General features: G+C 40.3%; 17 protein-coding genes. 9 read left to right on the top strand and 8 right to left on the bottom strand.

The genetic code is table 11. The features are described 5' to 3' along the window. Positions 1-3 precede the first annotated feature (3 nt). The 3 genes from nusB to yajC are packed head-to-tail and all read left to right on the top strand — an operon-like array spanning position 4 to position 1,636. Positions 4-951 (top strand): transcription antitermination factor NusB, encoded by a 948-nt coding sequence (gene nusB / locus K0S23_RS03265; RefSeq protein ID WP_300354200.1) that lies wholly within the window; start codon positions 4-6, stop codon positions 949-951. Between the two features lie 4 nt (positions 952-955). Next, positions 956-1,351 carry a DUF1573 domain-containing protein gene (locus tag K0S23_RS03260; protein ID WP_300354199.1) on the top strand — a complete coding sequence of 132 codons (396 nt, stop codon included), beginning with the start codon at positions 956-958 and terminating at the stop codon, positions 1,349-1,351. Between the two features lie 21 nt (positions 1,352-1,372). Next, positions 1,373-1,636 (top strand): preprotein translocase subunit YajC, encoded by a 264-nt coding sequence (gene yajC / locus K0S23_RS03255; protein WP_300354196.1) that lies wholly within the window; start codon positions 1,373-1,375, stop codon positions 1,634-1,636. Positions 1,637-2,220: 584 nt separating this feature from the next. Here yajC and K0S23_RS03250 read toward each other — a convergent pair. Further along, positions 2,221-3,399, bottom strand: coding sequence for an acetyl-CoA C-acyltransferase (locus tag K0S23_RS03250; RefSeq protein ID WP_300354192.1), 1,179 nt, complete (start codon positions 3,397-3,399; stop codon positions 2,221-2,223). Positions 3,400-3,534: 135 nt separating this feature from the next. Here K0S23_RS03250 and K0S23_RS03245 point away from each other — a divergent pair, with 135 nt between their 5' ends. Both K0S23_RS03245 and K0S23_RS03240 read left to right on the top strand, forming a co-directional pair. Next, positions 3,535-4,515 (top strand): DUF3078 domain-containing protein, encoded by a 981-nt coding sequence (locus tag K0S23_RS03245; RefSeq protein WP_300354190.1) that lies wholly within the window; start codon positions 3,535-3,537, stop codon positions 4,513-4,515. Between the two features lie 21 nt (positions 4,516-4,536). Next, a complete protein-coding gene (locus K0S23_RS03240; RefSeq protein WP_300354188.1) occupies positions 4,537-6,618 on the top strand; it encodes a hypothetical protein in 2,082 nt (693 codons plus the stop codon). A 98-nt stretch (positions 6,619-6,716) separates the two neighbouring features. Here the strand turns inward: K0S23_RS03240 and K0S23_RS03235 are convergent, their stop codons facing one another. Next, on the bottom strand, positions 6,717-7,634 hold the full coding sequence (locus K0S23_RS03235) for an SPFH domain-containing protein (protein WP_300354185.1): 918 nt from the start codon (positions 7,632-7,634) through the stop codon (positions 6,717-6,719). Positions 7,635-7,955: 321 nt separating this feature from the next. Between K0S23_RS03235 and K0S23_RS03230 the strand changes: the two genes are divergently transcribed. Further along, positions 7,956-8,084 carry a hypothetical protein gene (locus K0S23_RS03230; RefSeq protein ID WP_281281538.1) on the top strand — a complete coding sequence of 43 codons (129 nt, stop codon included), beginning with the start codon at positions 7,956-7,958 and terminating at the stop codon, positions 8,082-8,084. Positions 8,085-8,396: 312 nt separating this feature from the next. On the opposite strand, the gene K0S23_RS03225 is transcribed toward K0S23_RS03230, so the two are convergent. From K0S23_RS03225 to K0S23_RS03215, 3 genes are all read right to left on the bottom strand, one after another. Beyond that, complete coding sequence (locus K0S23_RS03225) at positions 8,397-10,469, bottom strand: M13 family metallopeptidase (RefSeq protein ID WP_300354182.1); 2,073 nt, start codon at positions 10,467-10,469, stop codon at positions 8,397-8,399. Next, on the bottom strand, positions 10,462-10,926 hold the full coding sequence (locus K0S23_RS03220; protein WP_300354180.1) for a GNAT family N-acetyltransferase: 465 nt from the start codon (positions 10,924-10,926) through the stop codon (positions 10,462-10,464). The genes K0S23_RS03225 and K0S23_RS03220 overlap by 8 nt, the downstream gene beginning before the upstream one ends. 71 nt (positions 10,927-10,997) lie before the next feature. Then, positions 10,998-12,644 (bottom strand): acyl-CoA carboxylase subunit beta, encoded by a 1,647-nt coding sequence (locus K0S23_RS03215; RefSeq protein ID WP_300354178.1) that lies wholly within the window; start codon positions 12,642-12,644, stop codon positions 10,998-11,000. A gap of 99 nt (positions 12,645-12,743) precedes the next feature. On the opposite strand from K0S23_RS03215, the gene K0S23_RS03210 reads away from it, so the two are divergent. From K0S23_RS03210 to K0S23_RS03200, 3 genes are all read left to right on the top strand, one after another. Continuing rightward, positions 12,744-13,388 carry a protein-L-isoaspartate(D-aspartate) O-methyltransferase gene (locus tag K0S23_RS03210; protein WP_300354176.1) on the top strand — a complete coding sequence of 215 codons (645 nt, stop codon included), beginning with the start codon at positions 12,744-12,746 and terminating at the stop codon, positions 13,386-13,388. Between the two features lie 936 nt (positions 13,389-14,324). Continuing rightward, positions 14,325-14,858, top strand: coding sequence for a sigma-70 family RNA polymerase sigma factor (locus K0S23_RS03205; protein ID WP_300354174.1), 534 nt, complete (start codon positions 14,325-14,327; stop codon positions 14,856-14,858). Next, complete coding sequence (locus K0S23_RS03200) at positions 14,845-15,936, top strand: DUF2807 domain-containing protein (RefSeq protein ID WP_300354172.1); 1,092 nt, start codon at positions 14,845-14,847, stop codon at positions 15,934-15,936. The genes K0S23_RS03205 and K0S23_RS03200 overlap by 14 nt, the downstream gene beginning before the upstream one ends. Before the next feature lie 187 nt (positions 15,937-16,123). Here the strand turns inward: K0S23_RS03200 and trxB are convergent, their stop codons facing one another. The 3 genes from trxB to K0S23_RS03185 all read right to left on the bottom strand — a co-directional run bounded on the left by trxB (position 16,124) and on the right by K0S23_RS03185 (position 18,996). Further along, a complete protein-coding gene (trxB, locus tag K0S23_RS03195; protein WP_300354169.1) occupies positions 16,124-17,071 on the bottom strand; it encodes a thioredoxin-disulfide reductase in 948 nt (315 codons plus the stop codon). Between the two features lie 100 nt (positions 17,072-17,171). Further along, on the bottom strand, positions 17,172-17,729 hold the full coding sequence (locus K0S23_RS03190) for an rRNA adenine N-6-methyltransferase family protein (RefSeq protein ID WP_300354166.1): 558 nt from the start codon (positions 17,727-17,729) through the stop codon (positions 17,172-17,174). Next, positions 17,722-18,996, bottom strand: a complete 1,275-nt coding sequence (locus K0S23_RS03185; RefSeq protein ID WP_300354164.1) for a dihydroorotase — start codon at positions 18,994-18,996, stop codon at positions 17,722-17,724. Before K0S23_RS03185 ends, K0S23_RS03190 begins: the two co-directional genes overlap by 8 nt. Position 18,997: the final 1 nt, after the last annotated feature.

Raw genomic sequence — 18,997 nt, 5'->3', positions numbered from 1 at the left:
ATAATGCTGAACAGAAGACATTTAAGAATCAAAGTTTTACAAGCTCTTTATGCTTATTTCCAAGGCGACGAGGATAGTATCAAGAAGACCGAAAACGAATTAATACAGGCTGTAGACCGGATTTACGATCTATATCTTTATTTATTGCTGAGTTTTGGTGAGTTGAAAGACATTGCGGAACATCGCATTGAAGAAAATAAAAAGAAGATCCGTCCAGCGGAAGAAGATCTGAATCCGAACAGAAAATTTGTGGATTCGGTGATTATTCAAACTTTACAGGACAGTTATTCGCTGCGTGAAGCTTCTGAAGACCGCACGGTAAACTGGATCGGTGACGAACATCATGAAATGTTCCGCAAGATCTATATTCAAATGAGAGAAGGGGAGACCTGGTTCGCTCATATGAGTAATGAACTGACTGGTTTTGAAGAAGACAAAAACTTCATGATCAACCTGTTTAAAGCAGAAATCGCAAATTCGCCTTTGATCTATCACTTCTTTGAAGAGAAAAGTATTCACTGGCTGGATGATATCGATTTGGCTTGTCAGATGGTGATCAAATCGCTTAAAGCGATGGAAGAAGGGGAGAAATTTGTTGCTATGCCTTTGTACAAAGACAAGGAAGACGAGCAAGAGTTTATCCGTACTTTACTTCGTAAGACCATTTCAATGGATTCGGAGAATTTAAAACTGATTGATGAATTGACGGATAACTGGGAACTTGAACGCATTGCTAAAATGGATATTCTCCTTTTAAAAATGGCAATTACGGAACTTCAGGTTTTCAAAAGTATTCCTAAAAAAGTGACTTTGAACGAGTATATTGAGATCTCAAAATTCTATTCAACTCCGAAAAGTCACGGATTTATCAACGGTATCCTGGATAAGGCCGTTGATAGATTGGTAAAAGATGGAAAAATTGCTAAGCTCGGAAGAGGTTTAATGGATTAATGTTATGAGAAAAATTGTTTTTTTAGGGGTGGCCTTGTCGTTTTTAACGGCTTGCGGATCAGATTCTCCTTCAGAGATTGTCGGATATAAGACTACAATGAAAATTCCAAGTGTTTTTAATGCAGGAAAAATTGCAAGAGGTGAAGTAATTCACGCTAACTTTGTAGTTGAAAACACAGGTGAATACCCTTTGGTATTGTCTGATGTTTCAGGATCTTGTTCCTGTACGGTTGCTGATTGGAGCAAAGACCCGATTCCTCCGGGAGAAAAGGGATTTGTAAAAGCAAACGTAAAAACAGAATCTTTTTCTGAAGGACCGGTTACAAGAAGTGTAACGATCCTGTCAAATACAACGCCTCCAAATACCAAAGTGGTTGTGGAAGCAACAATTATTAAGTAATTAAAAATAAAAAATAGAGTTATGCAAATTATAATGCTCGTGTTGATGTTAGTGGTGTTTTACTTCTTTTTAATTCGTCCACAACAAAAAAAACAAAAAGAGCTTAAATCGTTTCGTGAGAATTTAAAGCAAGGTGATAAAGTGGTTACAATCGGTGGAATCCACGGGAAGATCCTTGAAATTACAGATACTACTGTGTTGATCAATTCAGAAGGTACAAAATTGCGCATAGAGAAATCTGCAGTTTCTACCGCTGTTGCTGAAAACCTTGGTGTACCGGCATAATCTTTAATCGGATAAAATTGAAAGCATCGTCATTTGGCGGTGCTTTTTTTGTTATTTCCCGCAGATTCCGCAGAGGAGCGCGGAAGTTTGGATGTTTATTCACAATGTTTAAATTTTAGAAGAACGGAGTTATTTCCGGCAACTAAGAAAGTTATAAAAATCTGCGTAATCCGCGATATCAGCGGGAGAAATAGGGGTGTTATATTTCGTGGTTAAAATATTTCCTTTCCTATGTGCGCTATGCGCCTTCGCTGATCACATGTCGCCAATAGCTTTAGCGATGGCACAAGCTTCTGCGTAAGCGTTGTTCCTATGTGGTTATATTACAAATTCTCAAAGAAATCATTGAAATCCGGCATTGTCCTCCCCTCTGACGGAGTCTGATACTCGTCAGAGTCATCAGACCTTTATCCCCTCTGACGGAGTCTGACACTCATCAGAGTCGTCTGACCTCCAAAGGGGGAATTGCGAAAAACTCCTTCGTGCTCTTTGTGGTTAAAACCTATGTGTTCTATGTACCTATGTGGTGATAATAAAAAATGCCACCTCCCGAGGGAAATGGCATCGTTTATAGTGAATTTATCTTAGATATTCTCGATAATCATAGCAGAAGCACCGCCGCCGCCGTTACAGATTCCTGCACCACCGATCTTTCCTCCGTTTTGTTTCAATACGTGGATCAATGTTACAATAACGCGGGATCCCGAGTTTCCTAGCGGGTGACCCAAAGCGACAGCTCCACCGTTCACATCCACTTTAGCAGGATCCAATCCTAAAATCTTCGTATTTGCCAATCCGACAACAGAAAATGCCTGGTTCAATTCCCAGAAATCTACCTGATCTGTGCTTAAACCTGCTTTTGCCAATGCTTTCGGAACTGCTTTTGAAGGTGCCGTTGTAAACCATTCCGGCTCATGAGCAGCATCAGCATAACTTACAATTTTTGCAATTGGTTTCAATCCGTGTTTCTCTACAGCTTCTTTTGAGGCTAAGATCAATGCAGAAGCTCCGTCATTCAATGTAGAAGCATTTGCAGCTGTAATCGTACCTTCTTTGTCGAATGCAGGTTTCAATGAAGGAATTTTATCTAAAAACACATTCTTGTATTCTTCGTCCTCAACCATCATGATCGGATCACCTTTACGCTGTGGAACCGAAACTCCAACGATCTCGTCATTGAATTTACCTGATTCCCATGCTGCAGCAGCACGTTTGTATGAAGTGATAGCAAAGTTGTCCTGGTCCTCACGGGTAAAACCATATTTCTTAGCTGCCAATTCAGCACATGTTCCCATAGGAACTTTACTGTATACATCCAATAAACCGTCTTTCGTGATCCCGTCAAGCATAGTGATGTTCCCGAATTTCATTCCGTTTCTGCCATCAATATAATGTGGGGTCTGGCTCATGTTTTCCATTCCACCTGCAATGATAATTTCGTTATCACCAGCTAAAATGGTTTGAGCACCCAGCATAATTGCTTTCATTCCTGAAGCACAAACTTTGTTTACAGTTGTACATGGAACCGTATTCGGTAAGCCCGCTCCTAAAGCAGCCTGACGTGCAGGAGCCTGTCCGACACCGGCCTGGAGTACATTCCCCATGAAAACTTCATCAACTAATTCAGGCTTCAATCCTGATTTGTCCAATGCTCCTTTAATAGCGGCTGATCCTAACTGAGTAGCGGAAATAGAGGATAAGCCTCCCATAAATGCTCCAATTGGGGTGCGAACCGCGGCAATAATGTATACTTCTTTCGACATAGCAATTTTAAATTTCGAACCCAAATTTACTCATTTTTCTTCTTTTATTGAAGCAGCTTAGTGCTTTCTCAAATAGGTTTGTTAATTTAATTTGCTGATTTAGCTAAATTTGTAGGATTAAATACCAAATTGCTTATGAAAATCATTATTCTCTTCCTGGCCTTATTCACCGGTTCACTTGCTTTTTCTCAAACGGATGCTGAAAAACTGCGCGACGATCTAAAAAAATTAGATGCCCTTCACGATTCATTGCTGCCCAAATATTGGACAGTTACCAGTTTGTTCGGTTTATCCGGTTCTCAAACTGCTTTTGTAAACTGGGCAGCGGGTGGTCGAAATAATATTGCAGTATTGGGATTTGTTGATTTTTCGGCGATCTATCAAAAGCGCAGGATTAAGTGGTCTAATGATGTGAAATTAGCACTTGGCGGAATGTATTACACGGATTCCGTTGGAAAGGTACAGGGACTTCAGAAAACCGATGACCGGATCGATTTGGCTACTTCTATTGGTTATGAGTTTAAGCAACATTGGTTTTTAACTGCTATAGGAGGATTTAGAACCCAATTTTTGGACGGTTTCAGCTTTCCTAATGACTCCGTACCGATTTCGCGGTTCATGGCCCCGGGATATGCCAGTTTCTCTTTAGGGATCGAATATGCACCTGTCGACTACTTCAATGTTTACCTGTCGCCAATTGCTTCTAAAATGACTTTTGTAAATGATCAGCGCCTTGCGGATGCCGGTGCATTTGGTGTACAGGCTGCAGAATTGGATACGAGCGGAAATGTATTGAAAAGAGGATTGCGTTTCAGGAATGAGATCGGGGCTTATTTCAGATTGCGTTTCCAGAAGGAGCTTGTCAAGAATATTGAAATGAAAACGCGCCTGGAATTATTTAGCAGTTATACAAATAACCCGCAGAATATTGATGTGAACCTGGAGAATATCTTCACCTTTAAAGTAAACAAATGGTTCCAGGCATCCCTGCAGTGGAATCTAATTTACGATGATGATATTGATATTCGCGATTCAAAAGGGAAAACCGGACCCAGAACACAATTTAAATCGGTGTTGGGATTAGGAATTTCATACACTTTAACGAATACGAAATAGTAAAAAGCGTATTTTCGTTCCATGAATTATTTTTCCGATCATTCTTTATGGTGGTTGCTCCCTATATCAATACTTGCTGTAGGCTTCTCATTTTATTATTATTTCAGAACCGAACAAAAAGCAATATGGGAAAGAAGGCAATTACGCGTTTTATTTTCTCTTAGAACACTGAGTCTTTTTCTCATTGGTTTGTTGCTGCTCGGATTGGTTTGGGAAACGACTACTTACAGACCTGAAAAACCACTGATCATTACTTTGGTGGATTCATCTTCTTCCATGATGAATTATAAGGACAGTAGCCAGGTAAAGAAACAAATCGGAAATTTCCGACGTGAACTTCCCCAGTCTTTGGGTGATGGATATGAATACCTGGAATTGGCTGTCGGGACAAATGTCCGGGATTTGAATAAACTTTCTCTGAACGATAAATCGAGTGACTTGGCTGCAGGATTCAAACAGATCAAGGATCGTTTCTTCAACAGGAATATCGGAGCTATTGTTTTAATCTCAGACGGGAATTACAACCAGGGAGTTCACCCGATGTATGAAGCTGAGCGAATTGAACTGACTCCTGTTTTTTCTCTGACAGTAGGTGATACGACCTTAAAGCGGGATATTGTTGTCAGATCCGTTAACTCGAACGAAGTTGCGTTTATGAACAATGAATTCCCGATCCAGGCATTGATTGATTTTCAGCGGGTTCCTCTCGGCTCATACCAGGTAAATTTATTGCAGAACGGAAAAGTAATTCAATCCCAGAAAGCGACAGTTAATAATACCAACCTGGATCAGAAAGAATTTCTGTTTAGCATATTAGCGAAGAATAAGGGATACCAGCATTTTACGGTTTCTGTGGAGCGGATAGGAGGTGAGTTTACCAAAGACAATAACCAGCAAACCTGCTTTGTAGAAGTGATTGATTCGAAAAGCAATGTCTTATTGCTGGCAAGTGCCCCGCACCCGGATGTTGCTGCTTTGCGTTCCGTATTTGAGCTAGACCAGGAAGCAGTGATCTCCTCCGAATTGATCTCGAACTATTCGTTGGGAGCAAAACTTCCGGATTTTGTGGTGTGGTACGAAAACGGTTTGCGTCCGAATGCCGGTTTGTTCAAGCAATTACAAGACAAAGGGATTCCCGTTTTGATGATTCTCGGACCGAACGTGACGAGCAGTCTACTCCAGACTTATGGTTTGGCTGTGAAAGCTCCGAACGGGAATCAGTATGAAGATGTTTATCCTTCCGTCTCCAAAGGATTTAATTCATTCGGGCTGTCAGCAGATTTTACTTCGATTGTTCCTGTTTTGACACCTTTAAGAACGAAATTCGGGATGTATAAACTTCCCTCGAACAGTGTGGTCATATTGAATCAACGGGTAGGGAATATTGCGAAAGACAATCCTTTGATCGCGGTTTCACAAACTCAGAAATCAAAAATCGGTTTTATATTGGGTGAAGGTTTGTGGCGCTGGAAAATGAAGGAATTCATGCAGAAGAAAACCACTGCCGGTTTTGAGGAATTCGTTCAGAAGCTGACACAATATATTTCAGTGAAACAGAACAGAGAGCCATTGCGAGTGACTTTACCAAAGCGATTTAATACGATAGAAGATATCATTTTTAAAGCAGAATTTTACAATGAGTCAATGGAGCTTATTACCACTCCTTCTGTTGAAATGACCATTACGAAACGTGGGGCAAAAGGATTTAAGCAATTGTTCTCTCCAACAGCCAATTTCTACCAGTTAAATGTAGGCCAGCTGGAATCGGGAACATATGACTGGAAAGTGGTTGCAGACAATAACGGAAAGAAATACGCCAAATCCGGATCGTTTGCAGTGGATGAGATTTCTTTGGAAGATCAGGACACACGAGCTAATTTCTCCACATTGAATCAATTGGCTGTTCAGTCGAACGGTTCCTACAAGACGCTGGATCAATACAAAGATTTGATCCGGGAGATTAAAACACGGAGTGATATTACTACGATACAATACGAAGATACCGGATACCAGGAACTGATTGACTGGAAATGGATCTTTGCTTTGATTATTGCATTGCTGTCGGCAGAATGGTTCTTAAGACGCTGGTGGGGAAGTTATTGATTTGATAAAACCCGTAAGCATGCAATTAATAGCGTGCCTACGGGTAAATTTATAAATATCTGCTACCGCAGATAAGTTATCGAAAGCAGTGCTTTCTCTTATTTCTTCATCATATCGTTTGCAAGCATCTGTTTTACAGTTTTTTCCATCCCGTCAACAGATCCGTCCAGGAAGATCACATTTCCTTTCCCTTTTTCAGCAAATTCTTTCACAGCTTCTGTCCACATAGAGAACATGATCAAGGAAGTATCCAGGTCCGCCTCTTTCATTTTTTCAGCCGCTTCTGTCATACCTTGTGCAACTTCCTCACGGAATAATGCGATACCCTGACCTTTCAGTTGAGCCGCTTCTTTTTCAGCCTGAGCCGCAATCTTAATTGCATTTCCTTCTGCTTCGGCAGCTTTTGTTTTGGTAATCAATAGTGCCTGACCTTCGTTTTCAGCAGCAGCTTTTAAGTTGTTCGAAGCAACTACCTTCGCCATGGAAGTAGTGATTTCCGCATCAAAGGTAATGTCGTTCAATTGCAGATCGATCAAATGGAATCCCCAGGTTTCCAAAGTGTGATCAAGGCTTTCTTTTACATCAGCAACAATTTCACCGCGCAATAATAGAATCTCGGCTTGTTTCTTTGTTGCAACGAATCCACGAACGGATCCTTCGATGGTGCGGATCAGGGCCTGGATAAAACTTCTTTGATCCACGAACTTAAAAGCAACGTTTTTGATTGTTTCTTCTTCCGCATTCAGAACCGAATAAACCAGCATGGCTTTGAAATACACATTTGCCTGGTCTTGCGTAATTGCCTGGAATTCCATTTCAATTGCACGGTTCTGAATAGAAACGCGGACATTCAAACGCTCAAAGAACGGAATCCGAACATTTAATCCGGGTTTCATGATTCTCCGATACTTACCGAACATGGTTACAACCGCAATAGTTCCTTGTTGAACAGTTACGAAACTGAAAATGAGCAGGAGTGCTACAACTCCGATTACAATGTATTTAATTTCTACCATAAAAAGTGATTTGAAACAAACTTACTATAATTCAAAATTCAAAAGGCAAAATTCAAAAATTAAATACTGATTGTTAGTTATGAAGAAATTAAAAGAAGGTTGAATGCTTGTGCAGAGGCTGTTAACTTTCTTGTAATCACTGCGGTAAAGCAAGGATCGATAGGTGTAGCGGAGTTGAAGTAAGCTTTTTAATAAGTTTCACGAACAGTTTAATATTTTTTCGGAAAAAGTTTTTCGGCGTTATAAAATAAACTTAAAAGAAAAGCGTTAAAAGAAAAAACGCACTTTATTAAGCCTATGGTAAACAAATACTTGACAAACATGCAAACACAGGAAGTTACTGAGATTGCGAATCCATCCGCAGCTGTTATCAGTCAGATACTGAACTACAGCAAATCATTGGAGGTAAAAAAATTAAAGCGCAAAAAAGTGCTTTTGAATTTAAACTAGAAAAGAGAGACCCTTAAATGGGTCTTTTTTTTGCCCTGTTCTTAACCTAAAACGGAGATGATAGTTCCCGCAGATGCGCAGATGGAATTGCCTTTGTCTGTTGAGATGGCGCCTACCGGTCGCCATCTAAGACGAGTCCGGTAGGCTCGTCCAAAAATATCTGTGAATCAGTGGGAGGGTAAAGTCGACTAGTCGCTAAAAATAATAGTCATCATTTCAGATGCAAGGCATCTTGCATATAGCTTTGGCTTGCATTAACAAAAAAAGCACCGCCAAATTGACGATGCTTTCAAATTTTCTATTGTTTTCCGACTACCAGATCTTAGCGACCTTTTCATCCGGGTTTCTCATTTTATCTCCCGGTTTCACATTGAAAGCAGCAAAGAATTCAGGGCAATTCATTAACGGTCCGTTTACGCGGTACATTCCCGGTGAGTGTGGATCCGTAGCAATTCTCTTTTTCAATTCTGCATCTGTGTAATTGATCTTCCACAATTGTGCATAAGAAATAAAGAAACGCTGAGCAGGAGTATATCCGTCGATGATTACATTTTTCTTGAAATCATCTGTCATCGTGTAGGCATAGTAAGCCATTGTTAATCCTCCCAAATCTGCGATGTTTTCTCCCATAGTCAGTTCAGGATTTACACAGTTGTCAGAAATAGGGCAGAACGAACTGAATGTTTTTCCCAGGATCTCCGTTTTGGAAACGAATTTTGCTTTGTCAGTATCTTGCCACCAATCGTTGTAACTTCCGTCTGCTGCAAATTTAGATCCATTGTCATCGAAACCGTGTGTGAATTCATGCCCGATCACCATTCCGATTCTTCCATAGTTTACCGCGTCTTCTGCTTTTTCGTCAAAGAAAGGGGGCTGCATGATTCCTGCAGGGAAAGCAATTTCATTCAAAAGCGGGTGGTAGTATGCATTTACTAAATGTGCAGGCATTTCCCATTCTTTACGGTTGACAGGTTTGTGCAATTTTTCCAGGTTTTCCTTAAATGAGAAATTACGGCAATTATCAATGTTTGCAACATAATCAACCGGGCTGATCACCAATCCTTTATAGCTTTTCCATTCATCCGGGAAGCCTAGTTTTCTTCCGATCGCATTCAGTTTTGCCAGGGCTTCTTTCTTTGTACCTGCTGACATCCAGTCCAAACCTTCGATGCGCATTCTGAAACTTGCCAATAAATTGTCAACCATTGTATTCACCCGGTTTTTTGCATTTACAGAGAAGTTTTTCTCTACGAATGCTTTTCCAAGTAATTCTGCTAAAGTGGAACCGGTGATTTCCTCAATGCAGCGTTCGTCAATCGGTTTCATATTGCTTGTACCACTTAGAACTCCACTGTAGAAATCAAAATTATGTTTTACCCAGGTGTCGTCCAGTTTTCCGGCATAAGCGTTAATTGTACACCAAGACAGGTAGTTATTCCACGATTGGAAAGAAACCTTGTCCATCATCGTGTTTACCTGTTTCATGAAGTCAGGTTGTCCAACGATCAATGAATCAAAGCTTTCGCATCCTATCTTTGCAAGGTAAGCTTCGAAATCGAATTTCGGCATTGATTTTACAAGCTGGTCCAACGACATTTTGTTGTAGGTCTTTTCCGGTAAGCGGGATTCCGCCGGAGTCATCATTGCACCTGCCAATTCTTTCTCAAAGTTGAAAACGTCATTTGCTTTCGTTTTAGCTGCATCATCCGGATCACCCAACATTTGAAATGATTTTTGAATATGCAGGATATATGCGTCGCGAATAGCCTGTTTGTTTTCCTGGAAGTAATAGTCGCGATTTGGTAAACCGATTCCGGCCTGACCCAAATAAGCAGCGTTTTTATCCACATTTTTCAGATCCTGTCCTACTCCGAAACCAAAAACAGATTCAATTCCCAACTGGTGTTGCTGTGCAATCAAATTAACAAACTCATCTTTCGATTTGATCTCTGCGATCTTAGCCAAGCGATCCGTTAAAGGTTTTACACCTGTTGCATTGCGGATATTCATATCCGTAAAAGAAGCATAATAATCTCCCAGCAACTGATCCTGGCTTCCTGATGTTTTGCTTTTAGATCCTGAAGCAGATTGAAGAATTTCTTTCAATGTAGCTTTGTTTCTTTTATCCAGCTCGTTGAAACTTCCCCAACGCGATTCTGTATTTGGTACCGGGTTGTTCTTACACCAGGTTCCGTTTGCGAACCGGAAGAAATCATCCTGGGGTTTTATCGATAGATCCATATAGGACACATCAATACTCGTAGGTTTCGATGAAAGATCGGAAGTAGAAGCAACAGCACTGTCTGGAGTTTCAACGATCGTCTTCGGCTGGCATGCAATCAGTGAAGTTGCAATTACAGCAAGCGGGAGAATTTTATTAACCATTGTTTTCGGGTTTTAAAAGCATTTCAACATGTGGGATTTCATCTTCGAAGTATTCTTTTCCTGTAGATACAAATCCGGATTTATTGTAGAATTTTTCCAGGTGTTTTTGTGCTGAAATTCGAATCGGAACTTTTCCAAATTCTTCGTGAACAAATTGAATACATTTTTCCATCAACTCAATTCCAACACCACTTCCACGACATTCCGATGTAAGAACCACTCGGCCAATTGCCACTTCCGGATAAGAAATCCCCGGGTGTAAAATCCGTGCTGTAGCAATTACATCACCTTTTCCGTCACGCAGAAGCAGGTGGTAAGCTTTTTTGTCTTTACCGTCCAAGTCCAGGTACGAACAGTTTTGTTCTACTACGAAAGCCTTTAGTCTCAAAGCAATAATGTCGTGAAACTCATTCAGCGTAAGTTCTTTGTAGGGTTTAAATTGCCAATCTAAATGCATCTTTATTTAATTTAAAATTATGAATTCAAAATGCAAAGGTTTTGAATTTTGCATTTTTCGTTTTGAATTAATCAGGTCTGGATTACTCCAACGTTATAAGGTTTTTCAGCTCTTTTGTGACTTGCCATTTCAATTCCAACCGATAAGAACTCCCTGGTTTTTGCCGGATCAATGATTGCGTCCAGCCACAAACGCGAAGCTGCATAATACGGTGAAATTTGTTCGTCGTAACGCGATTTGATCTTGTTGTAAAGTTCTGCTTCTCTTTCCGGAGTAATTTCTTCCTCTCCACGGGCTTTCAATGAAGCAACTTCGATCTGAAGCAGGGTTTTAGCTGCTGCCGCGCCACTCATTACAGCCACTTCGGCAGTCGGCCAGCCAACAATTAATCTCGGATCATACGCTTTTCCGCACATGGCATAGTTTCCTGCTCCATAAGAGTTTCCAACTACAACCGTAAATTTCGGAACGACAGAATTTGCCATTGCATTGACCATTTTCGCACCGTCTTTGATGATCCCGGCATGTTCTGATTTTGAACCGACCATGAATCCCGAAACATCCTGGAAGAAGATCAAAGGAATATTCTTTTGATTGCAGTTCATAATGAAACGTGCAGCTTTATCTGCCGAGTCATTGTAGATCACGCCGCCAAATTGCATTTCACCTTTTGCGTTCTTGGATAATTCCCGCTGATTTGCAACAATTCCAACACTCCAGCCGTCCAAACGGGCATAAGCGCAAACAATGGTTTTGCCGTAATCGCTTTTATATTCTGTTAAACTTCCCTCATCAAAAATACAGTCTAATATATCGTGTACATTATAAGGTTTGGATCTTTCCGAAGGCAGAATACCGTAAACTTTCTTCGCCTCTTCTTTTGGAGCTATGGATTCGATTCGGTCAAACCCTGCGGATTCAGGTGCTCCGATCTGACTCATCATCTTACGGATTGTCATCAAACACTCTTCATCATTGGCTACTTTGTAATCACAAACACCTGAAATCTCAGTATGTGTTGTGGCTCCGCCCAAGGTCTCATTATCAATATTTTCTCCGATTGCAGCTTTAACCAAGTAAGATCCGGCAAGAAAAATAGTTCCTGTTTTATCCACGATCAATGATTCGTCAGACATAATCGGAAGGTAAGCACCACCTGCAACACAACTTCCCATTACAGCAGCAATCTGGGTGATTCCCATGGAACTCATTACTGCATTGTTGCGGAAAATACGTCCGAAATGTTCTTTGTCGGGGAAGATCTCATCCTGCATGGGAAGATATACACCTGCTGAATCAACCAGGTAAATGATCGGCAGCTTGTTTTCCATTGCTATTTCCTGTGCACGCAGGTTTTTCTTTCCTGTGATCGGAAACCAGGCCCCGGCTTTTACGGTAGCATCGTTGGCAACAACAATACATTGTTTTCCTGAGACTTTACCGATTACTATCACAACACCGGCAGAGGGGCAGCCGCCGTGTTCTTTATACATTCCCATTCCGGCAAAAGCACCAACTTCGAAACGCGAGGTATTCGCATCCAGAAGCATGTCAATTCGCTCCCTGGCGGTCATTTTCCCCTTTTCATGAAGTGCAGCGATCCGTTTTTCTCCGCCGCCTTTCATTATTGAAGCTAATTCAGACTCCATACGGGAGATCTTAAGCCTCATTTCATCGTCGTTCTTATTGAATTCCAATTCTTTTGAATCAATTGCCATGTTTTTTCGTTTATTAGCGTCCCAAATATACACAATTCACTGTAGAAACTTTCTTGAACAAACTGAAAGAATGAGCGATTTCTAAATTACTTTTGTTACATGCAAGATACATACAAGCACAAGGGAATGAGAAAGCAATTGATTGATCAATTGCGCCTGAAAGGAATAACTGATGAACGTGTGCTGACAGCCTTTGATGCAATTCCTCGTCATTTCTTTCTCGATTTGGTATTCGAACAGCAGGCTTATTCAAATGTAGCTTTCCAGATCGGGGCCGGTCAAACGATTTCTCATCCTTATACTGTTGCTTTCCAGACTTCGATCCTGGAGTTGAAAAAAGGGGAGAAGGTTCTGGAAATTGGCACCGGATCCGGATTTCAGACTTGTATTTTGTGCTCGATGGGAATGAAAGTGTTTTCCATCGAACGCCAGAAAGAACTGCATATTAAAGCTAAAAAGATCATCGATCATTTCCGGTTTACGCCCAAGTTGTTTTTTGGAGATGGTTACGAAGGAAAAGAAACTTTTGCGCCTTTTGATAAGATCCTGGTAACTTGCGGAGCTCCGTTTATTCCCGAAAAACTTGTTCAGCAATTGAAAGTAGGAGGAATAATGGTAATTCCTGTTGGAGATTTGGATTCCCAGGAAATGCACCGGATCACAAAAATCTCTGATTCGGAATACAAAGAAGAAGTATTCGGTAATTTCAGTTTTGTTCCAATGCTGGAAAAAACAGTTCGGTAATTCAAAAGGAAAAATTCAAAATGCAAAAATTTGAATTAGTAGTTAGTATTTAAAATTGTTCCTTTTTCGGCAAAATGGAAAAAACCGGTAACCCGAAGTATTTGAGAGTAGTCACAATTATTCTTTTGATAGTGTATGTTTTGTTTATGCTCATGAATTTCCTGAAAGGAATTTGGGATTGGACATTTTATTTTGGTAATGGAGAATTGAATTCCTTGATACGAATCAAAAATTACATGGGGAAATTTCACTTGGTGATTTATGTGGTAATCTATATAATGGAGATTATTTTTCTTCTTGTTTTGAATAGGTTAGTAAAAAAGTATGGAATAGGAAAAGGATACCATTTTTTAATCATCTTATTGTCATTCCTACCTGTAGCAAACTGCTTTCTTTTCTATATTATTAAGAGGAAATTGAATAAGCAACTTTTTACTTATTCCGAAATGAGTGTGAGGAGATCTGATTTGAAAATTGTTACTACCTGGGTTTTGATGATTCTTTTTATCATTTATACATTTTTAATACCGCTTCTGATGTTTTATGTAGTTGAACCAGAGCTGGTCTCGAGGGCTGATTATTATTTGCATTTTTCTGTTTTGGTAACTGATTGCTATTTTTTAATAACCTCGCTTATCTGTTTGTTATACTACCTTGAATTTAAACAGATGTTGAATAAAATGGATTTAACTGTAAGTGGAATAGGTAACACTCCATTATTGGATAACTGATTCAAGCAGTTGAAAATGATTTTTTAAGTATACTTTGTAAGTATGTTTACTAACATGCTAATCACGTTGGTTTTAGATTGTTCATTATCTTATGCTTGTTGCGGTGTTGTAAGCACTTTTACACTTCATTTAAAATTATTTTCAATCCCGTGTCACTTTTTCGAATCTCCTTACACTAACTTTATCAAGAGACCAATTTAGGAGGATGGCGACCACGAAAAAGAAACGTTTTATGGAACTGTATGAACCTGTGCATGTCAGGTTTGAAAAGTTTTGTAAAGCAAGAGCATACGGAAATTTCAACTTCAAGGATTTGATGCATGATGCGTTGGTGGTCGCTTACGAACGTTTCGAATCCCTGAAGAATGACGGAGCGTTTTTACATTTTCTCTTCGGAATCGCCATCCGCTTGTTAGCAAATGAAAATCGAAAAATGAGCACCGAACGCTTATCCGATCACACACTGGCTTATAATTATTCGGTTGAAAACGACCGGGCAGATAAGCTTTTGGAAATTAATTTGCTGTACGAAGCGATCTCTAAATTACCTGATTTGCAAAAGGAAAGTATTATTCTTTTCGAGATTTCAGGATTCTCAATTAAGGAGATAGCGGAATTACAACAGTCGTCGGAGGATGCAGTGAAACAACGCCTGGTCAGAAGCAGAAAAAAACTCCTGGAATTGATGACCGGGAAGAAAGAAGAAGAATTAAATAATTTGAGTTATGACAGAAGATAAACTTTCAGGTTTGTTCGATGAGATTCGAAATGAGTCAGCTCAGACTTCTATTTCTGAGGTTGATCAATGGATCGATTCTGCTATAGCAGCAGCTGCAACGGCCGGACTTTTAGCAACATTGAAATTAATACTCATTAAAAAACCTTTGATTATGTGGACTACATTATTAACAGTGACCGGAGGAGCTTCATTGGGGGTCGTAATGATCTTCAGCAAGCCGGAAACAAAAGAAAAAGAAACCCGGAAGGAGCAAATTTCTTATTCCATTCCGGCAAATCCAGATGCTTACCCGAGCAAAGAAGAAAAACCGAATGAACCGGCAGATCTGGAGACTCCCATATCTGAAGAACCTGTCAGAGCCGAAAACCCAAATGTATCCGAAGATATGGGAACTGCTATTCCTTTAAAATCTCCGTGTTTTGAACGGGGAGCTATGGGAATTCCTCCCTACAGAAAACCTCAGATAACTGAATCCTTTACAAAAGTGCACGTGTCCGGGGCTTTGTATGTTGAACTTTCCCAGGGAAAAGCATGCAGTGTGACAGTGGAACCTGAAACTGCAAAAGATCTGGTTCACGTAGAAATCCATGACGGAACACTTTATTTGAAAAATGAACCAAATAAAAGGGATCGAAAAGAAAAGGTTGTTGTAAAAGTAAGTGTACAGGATTTAACTGAATTGCATATGAGCGGAGCTACCAGTTTAATGAGTGTAAATCAACTGGGATTAGATGTCCTTGATTTAGAAGCTGACGGTGCAAGTAACGTAAGTTTGAGCCTGAAAGCAACAAAGTTAAATGGTGAATTCTCAGGAGCAAGCAATGTTGAAATTGCAGGTGTTTGCGAAACAATTGAAGTGGATGTTTCGGGAGCCTCAAATGCTAAATTGTCCAATTTGTCGGCTAAAAAAGCAACTGTAGACAATAGTGGAGCTGCTCACCTTGAGATTTCTGTTTCCGAAACTTTGAACGCGGATGGATCCGGTGCCAGTGAGACCTATTATAAAGTTAGCGGGGAATCAAAATCAATCAGAGTAGATATTGAAACGAGCGGAAGTGCCGTGATCAAAAAGAATTAGAAATTGAAAATCATAACTTTTGAATTATAAAGAGGCTGTAACAAAGCATGGTTAGGTATAATATAAGTAGAGTAAAGTAGTCAGCCACGGTTGATGAAAAAGCCCCTGAGGAGAGTCAGGGGCTTTTTTTATATTCTGCAATTATATGAATGTCATTTCGGAATGTATCGAGAAAGACATGAAACAATTAATGTTCCAAACTTGCTAAATAACGCTCTGCATCCAAAGCTGCCATACAGCCTGTTCCCGCAGCAGTTACTGCCTGGCGGTATGTTTTGTCTGCCGCATCTCCGGCAACAAATACTCCCGGAATATTTGTCAGTGAAGTTCCCGGTTTTTCGTATTTGATGTATCCTGTTTCGTCCAGGTTGATGTAATCTTTGAAAACATCTGTGTTCGGTTTGTGGCCGATTGCCACGAAGAAACCGGTAGCGGGAATCTCTTTTTCTTCTCCAGTAATATTGTTTTTCACTTTTACAGCTGTAACTCCTTGTCCGTCACCTAAAACTTCAACAGTTTCCGTATTGTGGAGAATTTCAATGTTAGGTGTTTTTCGAACACGGTCAGCCATGATTTTCGAAGCACGGAATTTATCTGTGCGAACCAGCATGGTTACTTTCTTACACAACTTAGAAAGGTAATGAGCTTCCTCACAAGCAGAATCTCCTGCACCAACGATTACTGTTTCCTGACCGCGGTAAAAGAATCCGTCGCATACTGCGCAGGCAGAAACTCCACCACCAATCGAAAGGTAATGTTGCTCGGATGGTAATCCAAGGTATTTTGCAGCAGCTCCTGTAGAAATAATTACCGTTTCTGCGTGAATTTCGTGTCCGTCTTCTGTCCAGCACTTATGAATAGGTCCTGAAAAATCAACTTGAGTGATAAAACCAAAACGAATATCTGTTTCAAAGCGTTTCGCCTGAGCTTCCAGCTGGGTCATCATTTCCGGTCCGGTAACTCCATCCGGGTAACCGGGAAAGTTCTCAACTTCGTTTGTAGTTGTCAGCTGTCCTCCAGGCTGCATTCCCTGATACATCACAGGTTTCATATCTGCTCTGGCAGCATAGATTGCAGCAGTATATCCGGCGGGACCTGAACCGATGATCAGGCATTTTACTTTTTCGGCACTCATGTTTGTTTTATCGTTTTTTAGTTTGAACTATACAAAATTAGGATTTTCTCGCTTTGGAATACCTGTCAAAAAAGGATGTGAATTTGATAGGATTCCAAGTTTATTTCTTGCAGTAATAAACAAAAGCAGGGGGGAAGTTGGCAGGAGTAAATGCAATATCTACCTGTTTGTAGAACTGTTTGATGTTCTTTTTCGCATTCAGTGAATATTGAAACTGAACATACAGGGAGTTCGGATGCATTACCCGGTGACTTTCCGTAAGGATTCTGTTCTTTAACTCACTCGGGAAATTAGCAAGGGGGAGTGAGGAAACTACCACATCGGCATGGGAATAGCCATATTTCTCAAGGTATTCACCGATTTTTTCTGCCGAATCATGGATCAAAATAACGCGCGGATCTTTAAACTCTTTTTGAAGCATATTCATAAAGCTGTCATTGAGTTCGAAAACCAATAAAATACCATCAGGTCGTAGGTTTTGAAGGATCTTTCGTGTGAAAACTCCCGTTCCGGGACCAAGTTCCACAATAACTTTAGCTGTTGAGAAATCAATTCTCTTCAACATTTTCTTTGCTAAATACTTTGAGCTTGGAGCCATAGCCCCAACCATTTTACGTTCTTTCCAGAAATTACGTATAAACGAACGCTTATCAGACATTTTCTCTTGTTTCTTTCAGTGCGAATTTACCATTATTGATAATTCCATAAACAAAACCGTTTAATTGTTTGTTCAATGCCGGTGTATTGGTGCACGGTATAACTAATTCTTCTTTTGTGAATACCCAGGTTTTATCAGGAATAAACAGCGATAAATCCGCGATCGTTTGGTTTTCAATAGGTGAGGTGTCCAGTGATAATAATTCTCTTCCTTTTTCGGTTAGTCCGTTTATAACAAGTTCCAGATTGAAATCAGGACATGCGCCCAATTCTCCGAAAAGAGTTTGAAGCGTACTGTTTCCAAAATTGGCGTGATCGAACTCCAAATCTGTTTCTTCAGTATCATTTGGCCTGTGATCCGAAACGATGCAATCAATGATCCCGTCTTTCAAACCTTGCCACAAGGCTTTGCGATCTGCTTCGGTACGGAGCGGAGGCATTAACTTAAAGTTTACATCGAAATCAAGAACAGCGGTTTCGTTGTAGATTAAATGCTGGGCATGAACATCTGCAGTTACATTCAGTCCTTTTGCTTTCGCTTTTCGAATGAGATCAACAGATTCTGCGCAGGCAATACCAGTTGCGTGCAGGTTTCCTCCTGTATATTCCAATAAACGCAGGTTGCGCTCCAGCTGGATGATCTCACTGATTGCAGGGTCTGCTTTCAAACCTGTTTTTGTAGAGGCTTCTCCTTCATTAACCATCCCACCACCGGAAATGGATTTATCATGGGCAAAACCAACAACGATTCCGTCAAAGTTCTTGGAATAGAGAAGTGCACGGTACATAATTCCACCATTTACAGGAACCAGGTCGTCTGAAAACAAACGAACGCCTGATTGGAACATATCATACATTTCTGCCAATGCTTCACCGTTGTTCTTTTTTGTGATACAGCCCATCGGATGCAGAGAAGTCACTGCGTTTTCACTTCTTCTCAGGACATACTCAACGCTTGTTTTATTATCAAGAACGGGTTCTGTAGAAGGTAAAATGGTTACATGTGTAAATCCGCCATAAGCTGCGGCATCCAAACCACCTTGAATGGTTGATTTGTGTTCTTCTCCCGGATCAGCAAAATGTGCTTTTAAATCTACCCATCCTTTGGAGATATGAAGGTTATCTTCCTGAATCTCTATTTCGCATGAACGGTCAATCTTGTCTGCAATTTCATGGATCTTTCCATCTTCCAGGTAAATGTCTGCTTTCTTTCCATGCCACTTGGAACTCTTGTCTATAACTCTTACTTGTCGAATAAGTAATTTCATA

The sequence above is a fragment of the Fluviicola sp. genome, from assembly GCF_029266855.1.
Classification (GTDB): Bacteria; Bacteroidota; Bacteroidia; order Flavobacteriales_D; family Crocinitomicaceae; genus Fluviicola.
Note: the sequence above shows the minus strand (reverse complement) of the source record. Positions and strands in the feature narration are given on the sequence as shown.

Excerpts from the sequence above, each read along its gene's own strand:
- K0S23_RS03185 (WP_300354164.1), bottom strand. The coding sequence starts at position 18,996 with ATGAAATTACTTATTCGACAAGTAAGAGTTATAGACAAGAGTTCCAAG.
- K0S23_RS03190 (WP_300354166.1), bottom strand. The coding sequence starts at position 17,729 with ATGTCTGATAAGCGTTCGTTTATACGTAATTTCTGGAAAGAACGTAAA.
- K0S23_RS03245 (WP_300354190.1), top strand. The coding sequence starts at position 3,535 with ATGAAAATCATTATTCTCTTCCTGGCCTTATTCACCGGTTCACTTGCT.
- K0S23_RS03260 (WP_300354199.1), top strand. The coding sequence starts at position 956 with ATGAGAAAAATTGTTTTTTTAGGGGTGGCCTTGTCGTTTTTAACGGCT.
- nusB (WP_300354200.1), top strand. The coding sequence starts at position 4 with ATGCTGAACAGAAGACATTTAAGAATCAAAGTTTTACAAGCTCTTTAT.
- K0S23_RS03220 (WP_300354180.1), bottom strand. The coding sequence starts at position 10,926 with ATGCATTTAGATTGGCAATTTAAACCCTACAAAGAACTTACGCTGAAT.
- K0S23_RS03235 (WP_300354185.1), bottom strand. The coding sequence starts at position 7,634 with ATGGTAGAAATTAAATACATTGTAATCGGAGTTGTAGCACTCCTGCTC.
- K0S23_RS03210 (WP_300354176.1), top strand. The coding sequence starts at position 12,744 with ATGCAAGATACATACAAGCACAAGGGAATGAGAAAGCAATTGATTGAT.
- K0S23_RS03250 (WP_300354192.1), bottom strand. The coding sequence starts at position 3,399 with ATGTCGAAAGAAGTATACATTATTGCCGCGGTTCGCACCCCAATTGGA.
- K0S23_RS03205 (WP_300354174.1), top strand. The coding sequence starts at position 14,325 with ATGGCGACCACGAAAAAGAAACGTTTTATGGAACTGTATGAACCTGTG.
- K0S23_RS03200 (WP_300354172.1), top strand. The coding sequence starts at position 14,845 with ATGACAGAAGATAAACTTTCAGGTTTGTTCGATGAGATTCGAAATGAG.
- K0S23_RS03215 (WP_300354178.1), bottom strand. The coding sequence starts at position 12,644 with ATGGCAATTGATTCAAAAGAATTGGAATTCAATAAGAACGACGATGAA.
- trxB (WP_300354169.1), bottom strand. The coding sequence starts at position 17,071 with ATGAGTGCCGAAAAAGTAAAATGCCTGATCATCGGTTCAGGTCCCGCC.
- K0S23_RS03225 (WP_300354182.1), bottom strand. The coding sequence starts at position 10,469 with ATGGTTAATAAAATTCTCCCGCTTGCTGTAATTGCAACTTCACTGATT.
- K0S23_RS03240 (WP_300354188.1), top strand. The coding sequence starts at position 4,537 with ATGAATTATTTTTCCGATCATTCTTTATGGTGGTTGCTCCCTATATCA.
- K0S23_RS03230 (WP_281281538.1), top strand. The coding sequence starts at position 7,956 with ATGCAAACACAGGAAGTTACTGAGATTGCGAATCCATCCGCAGCTGTT.
- yajC (WP_300354196.1), top strand. The coding sequence starts at position 1,373 with ATGCAAATTATAATGCTCGTGTTGATGTTAGTGGTGTTTTACTTCTTT.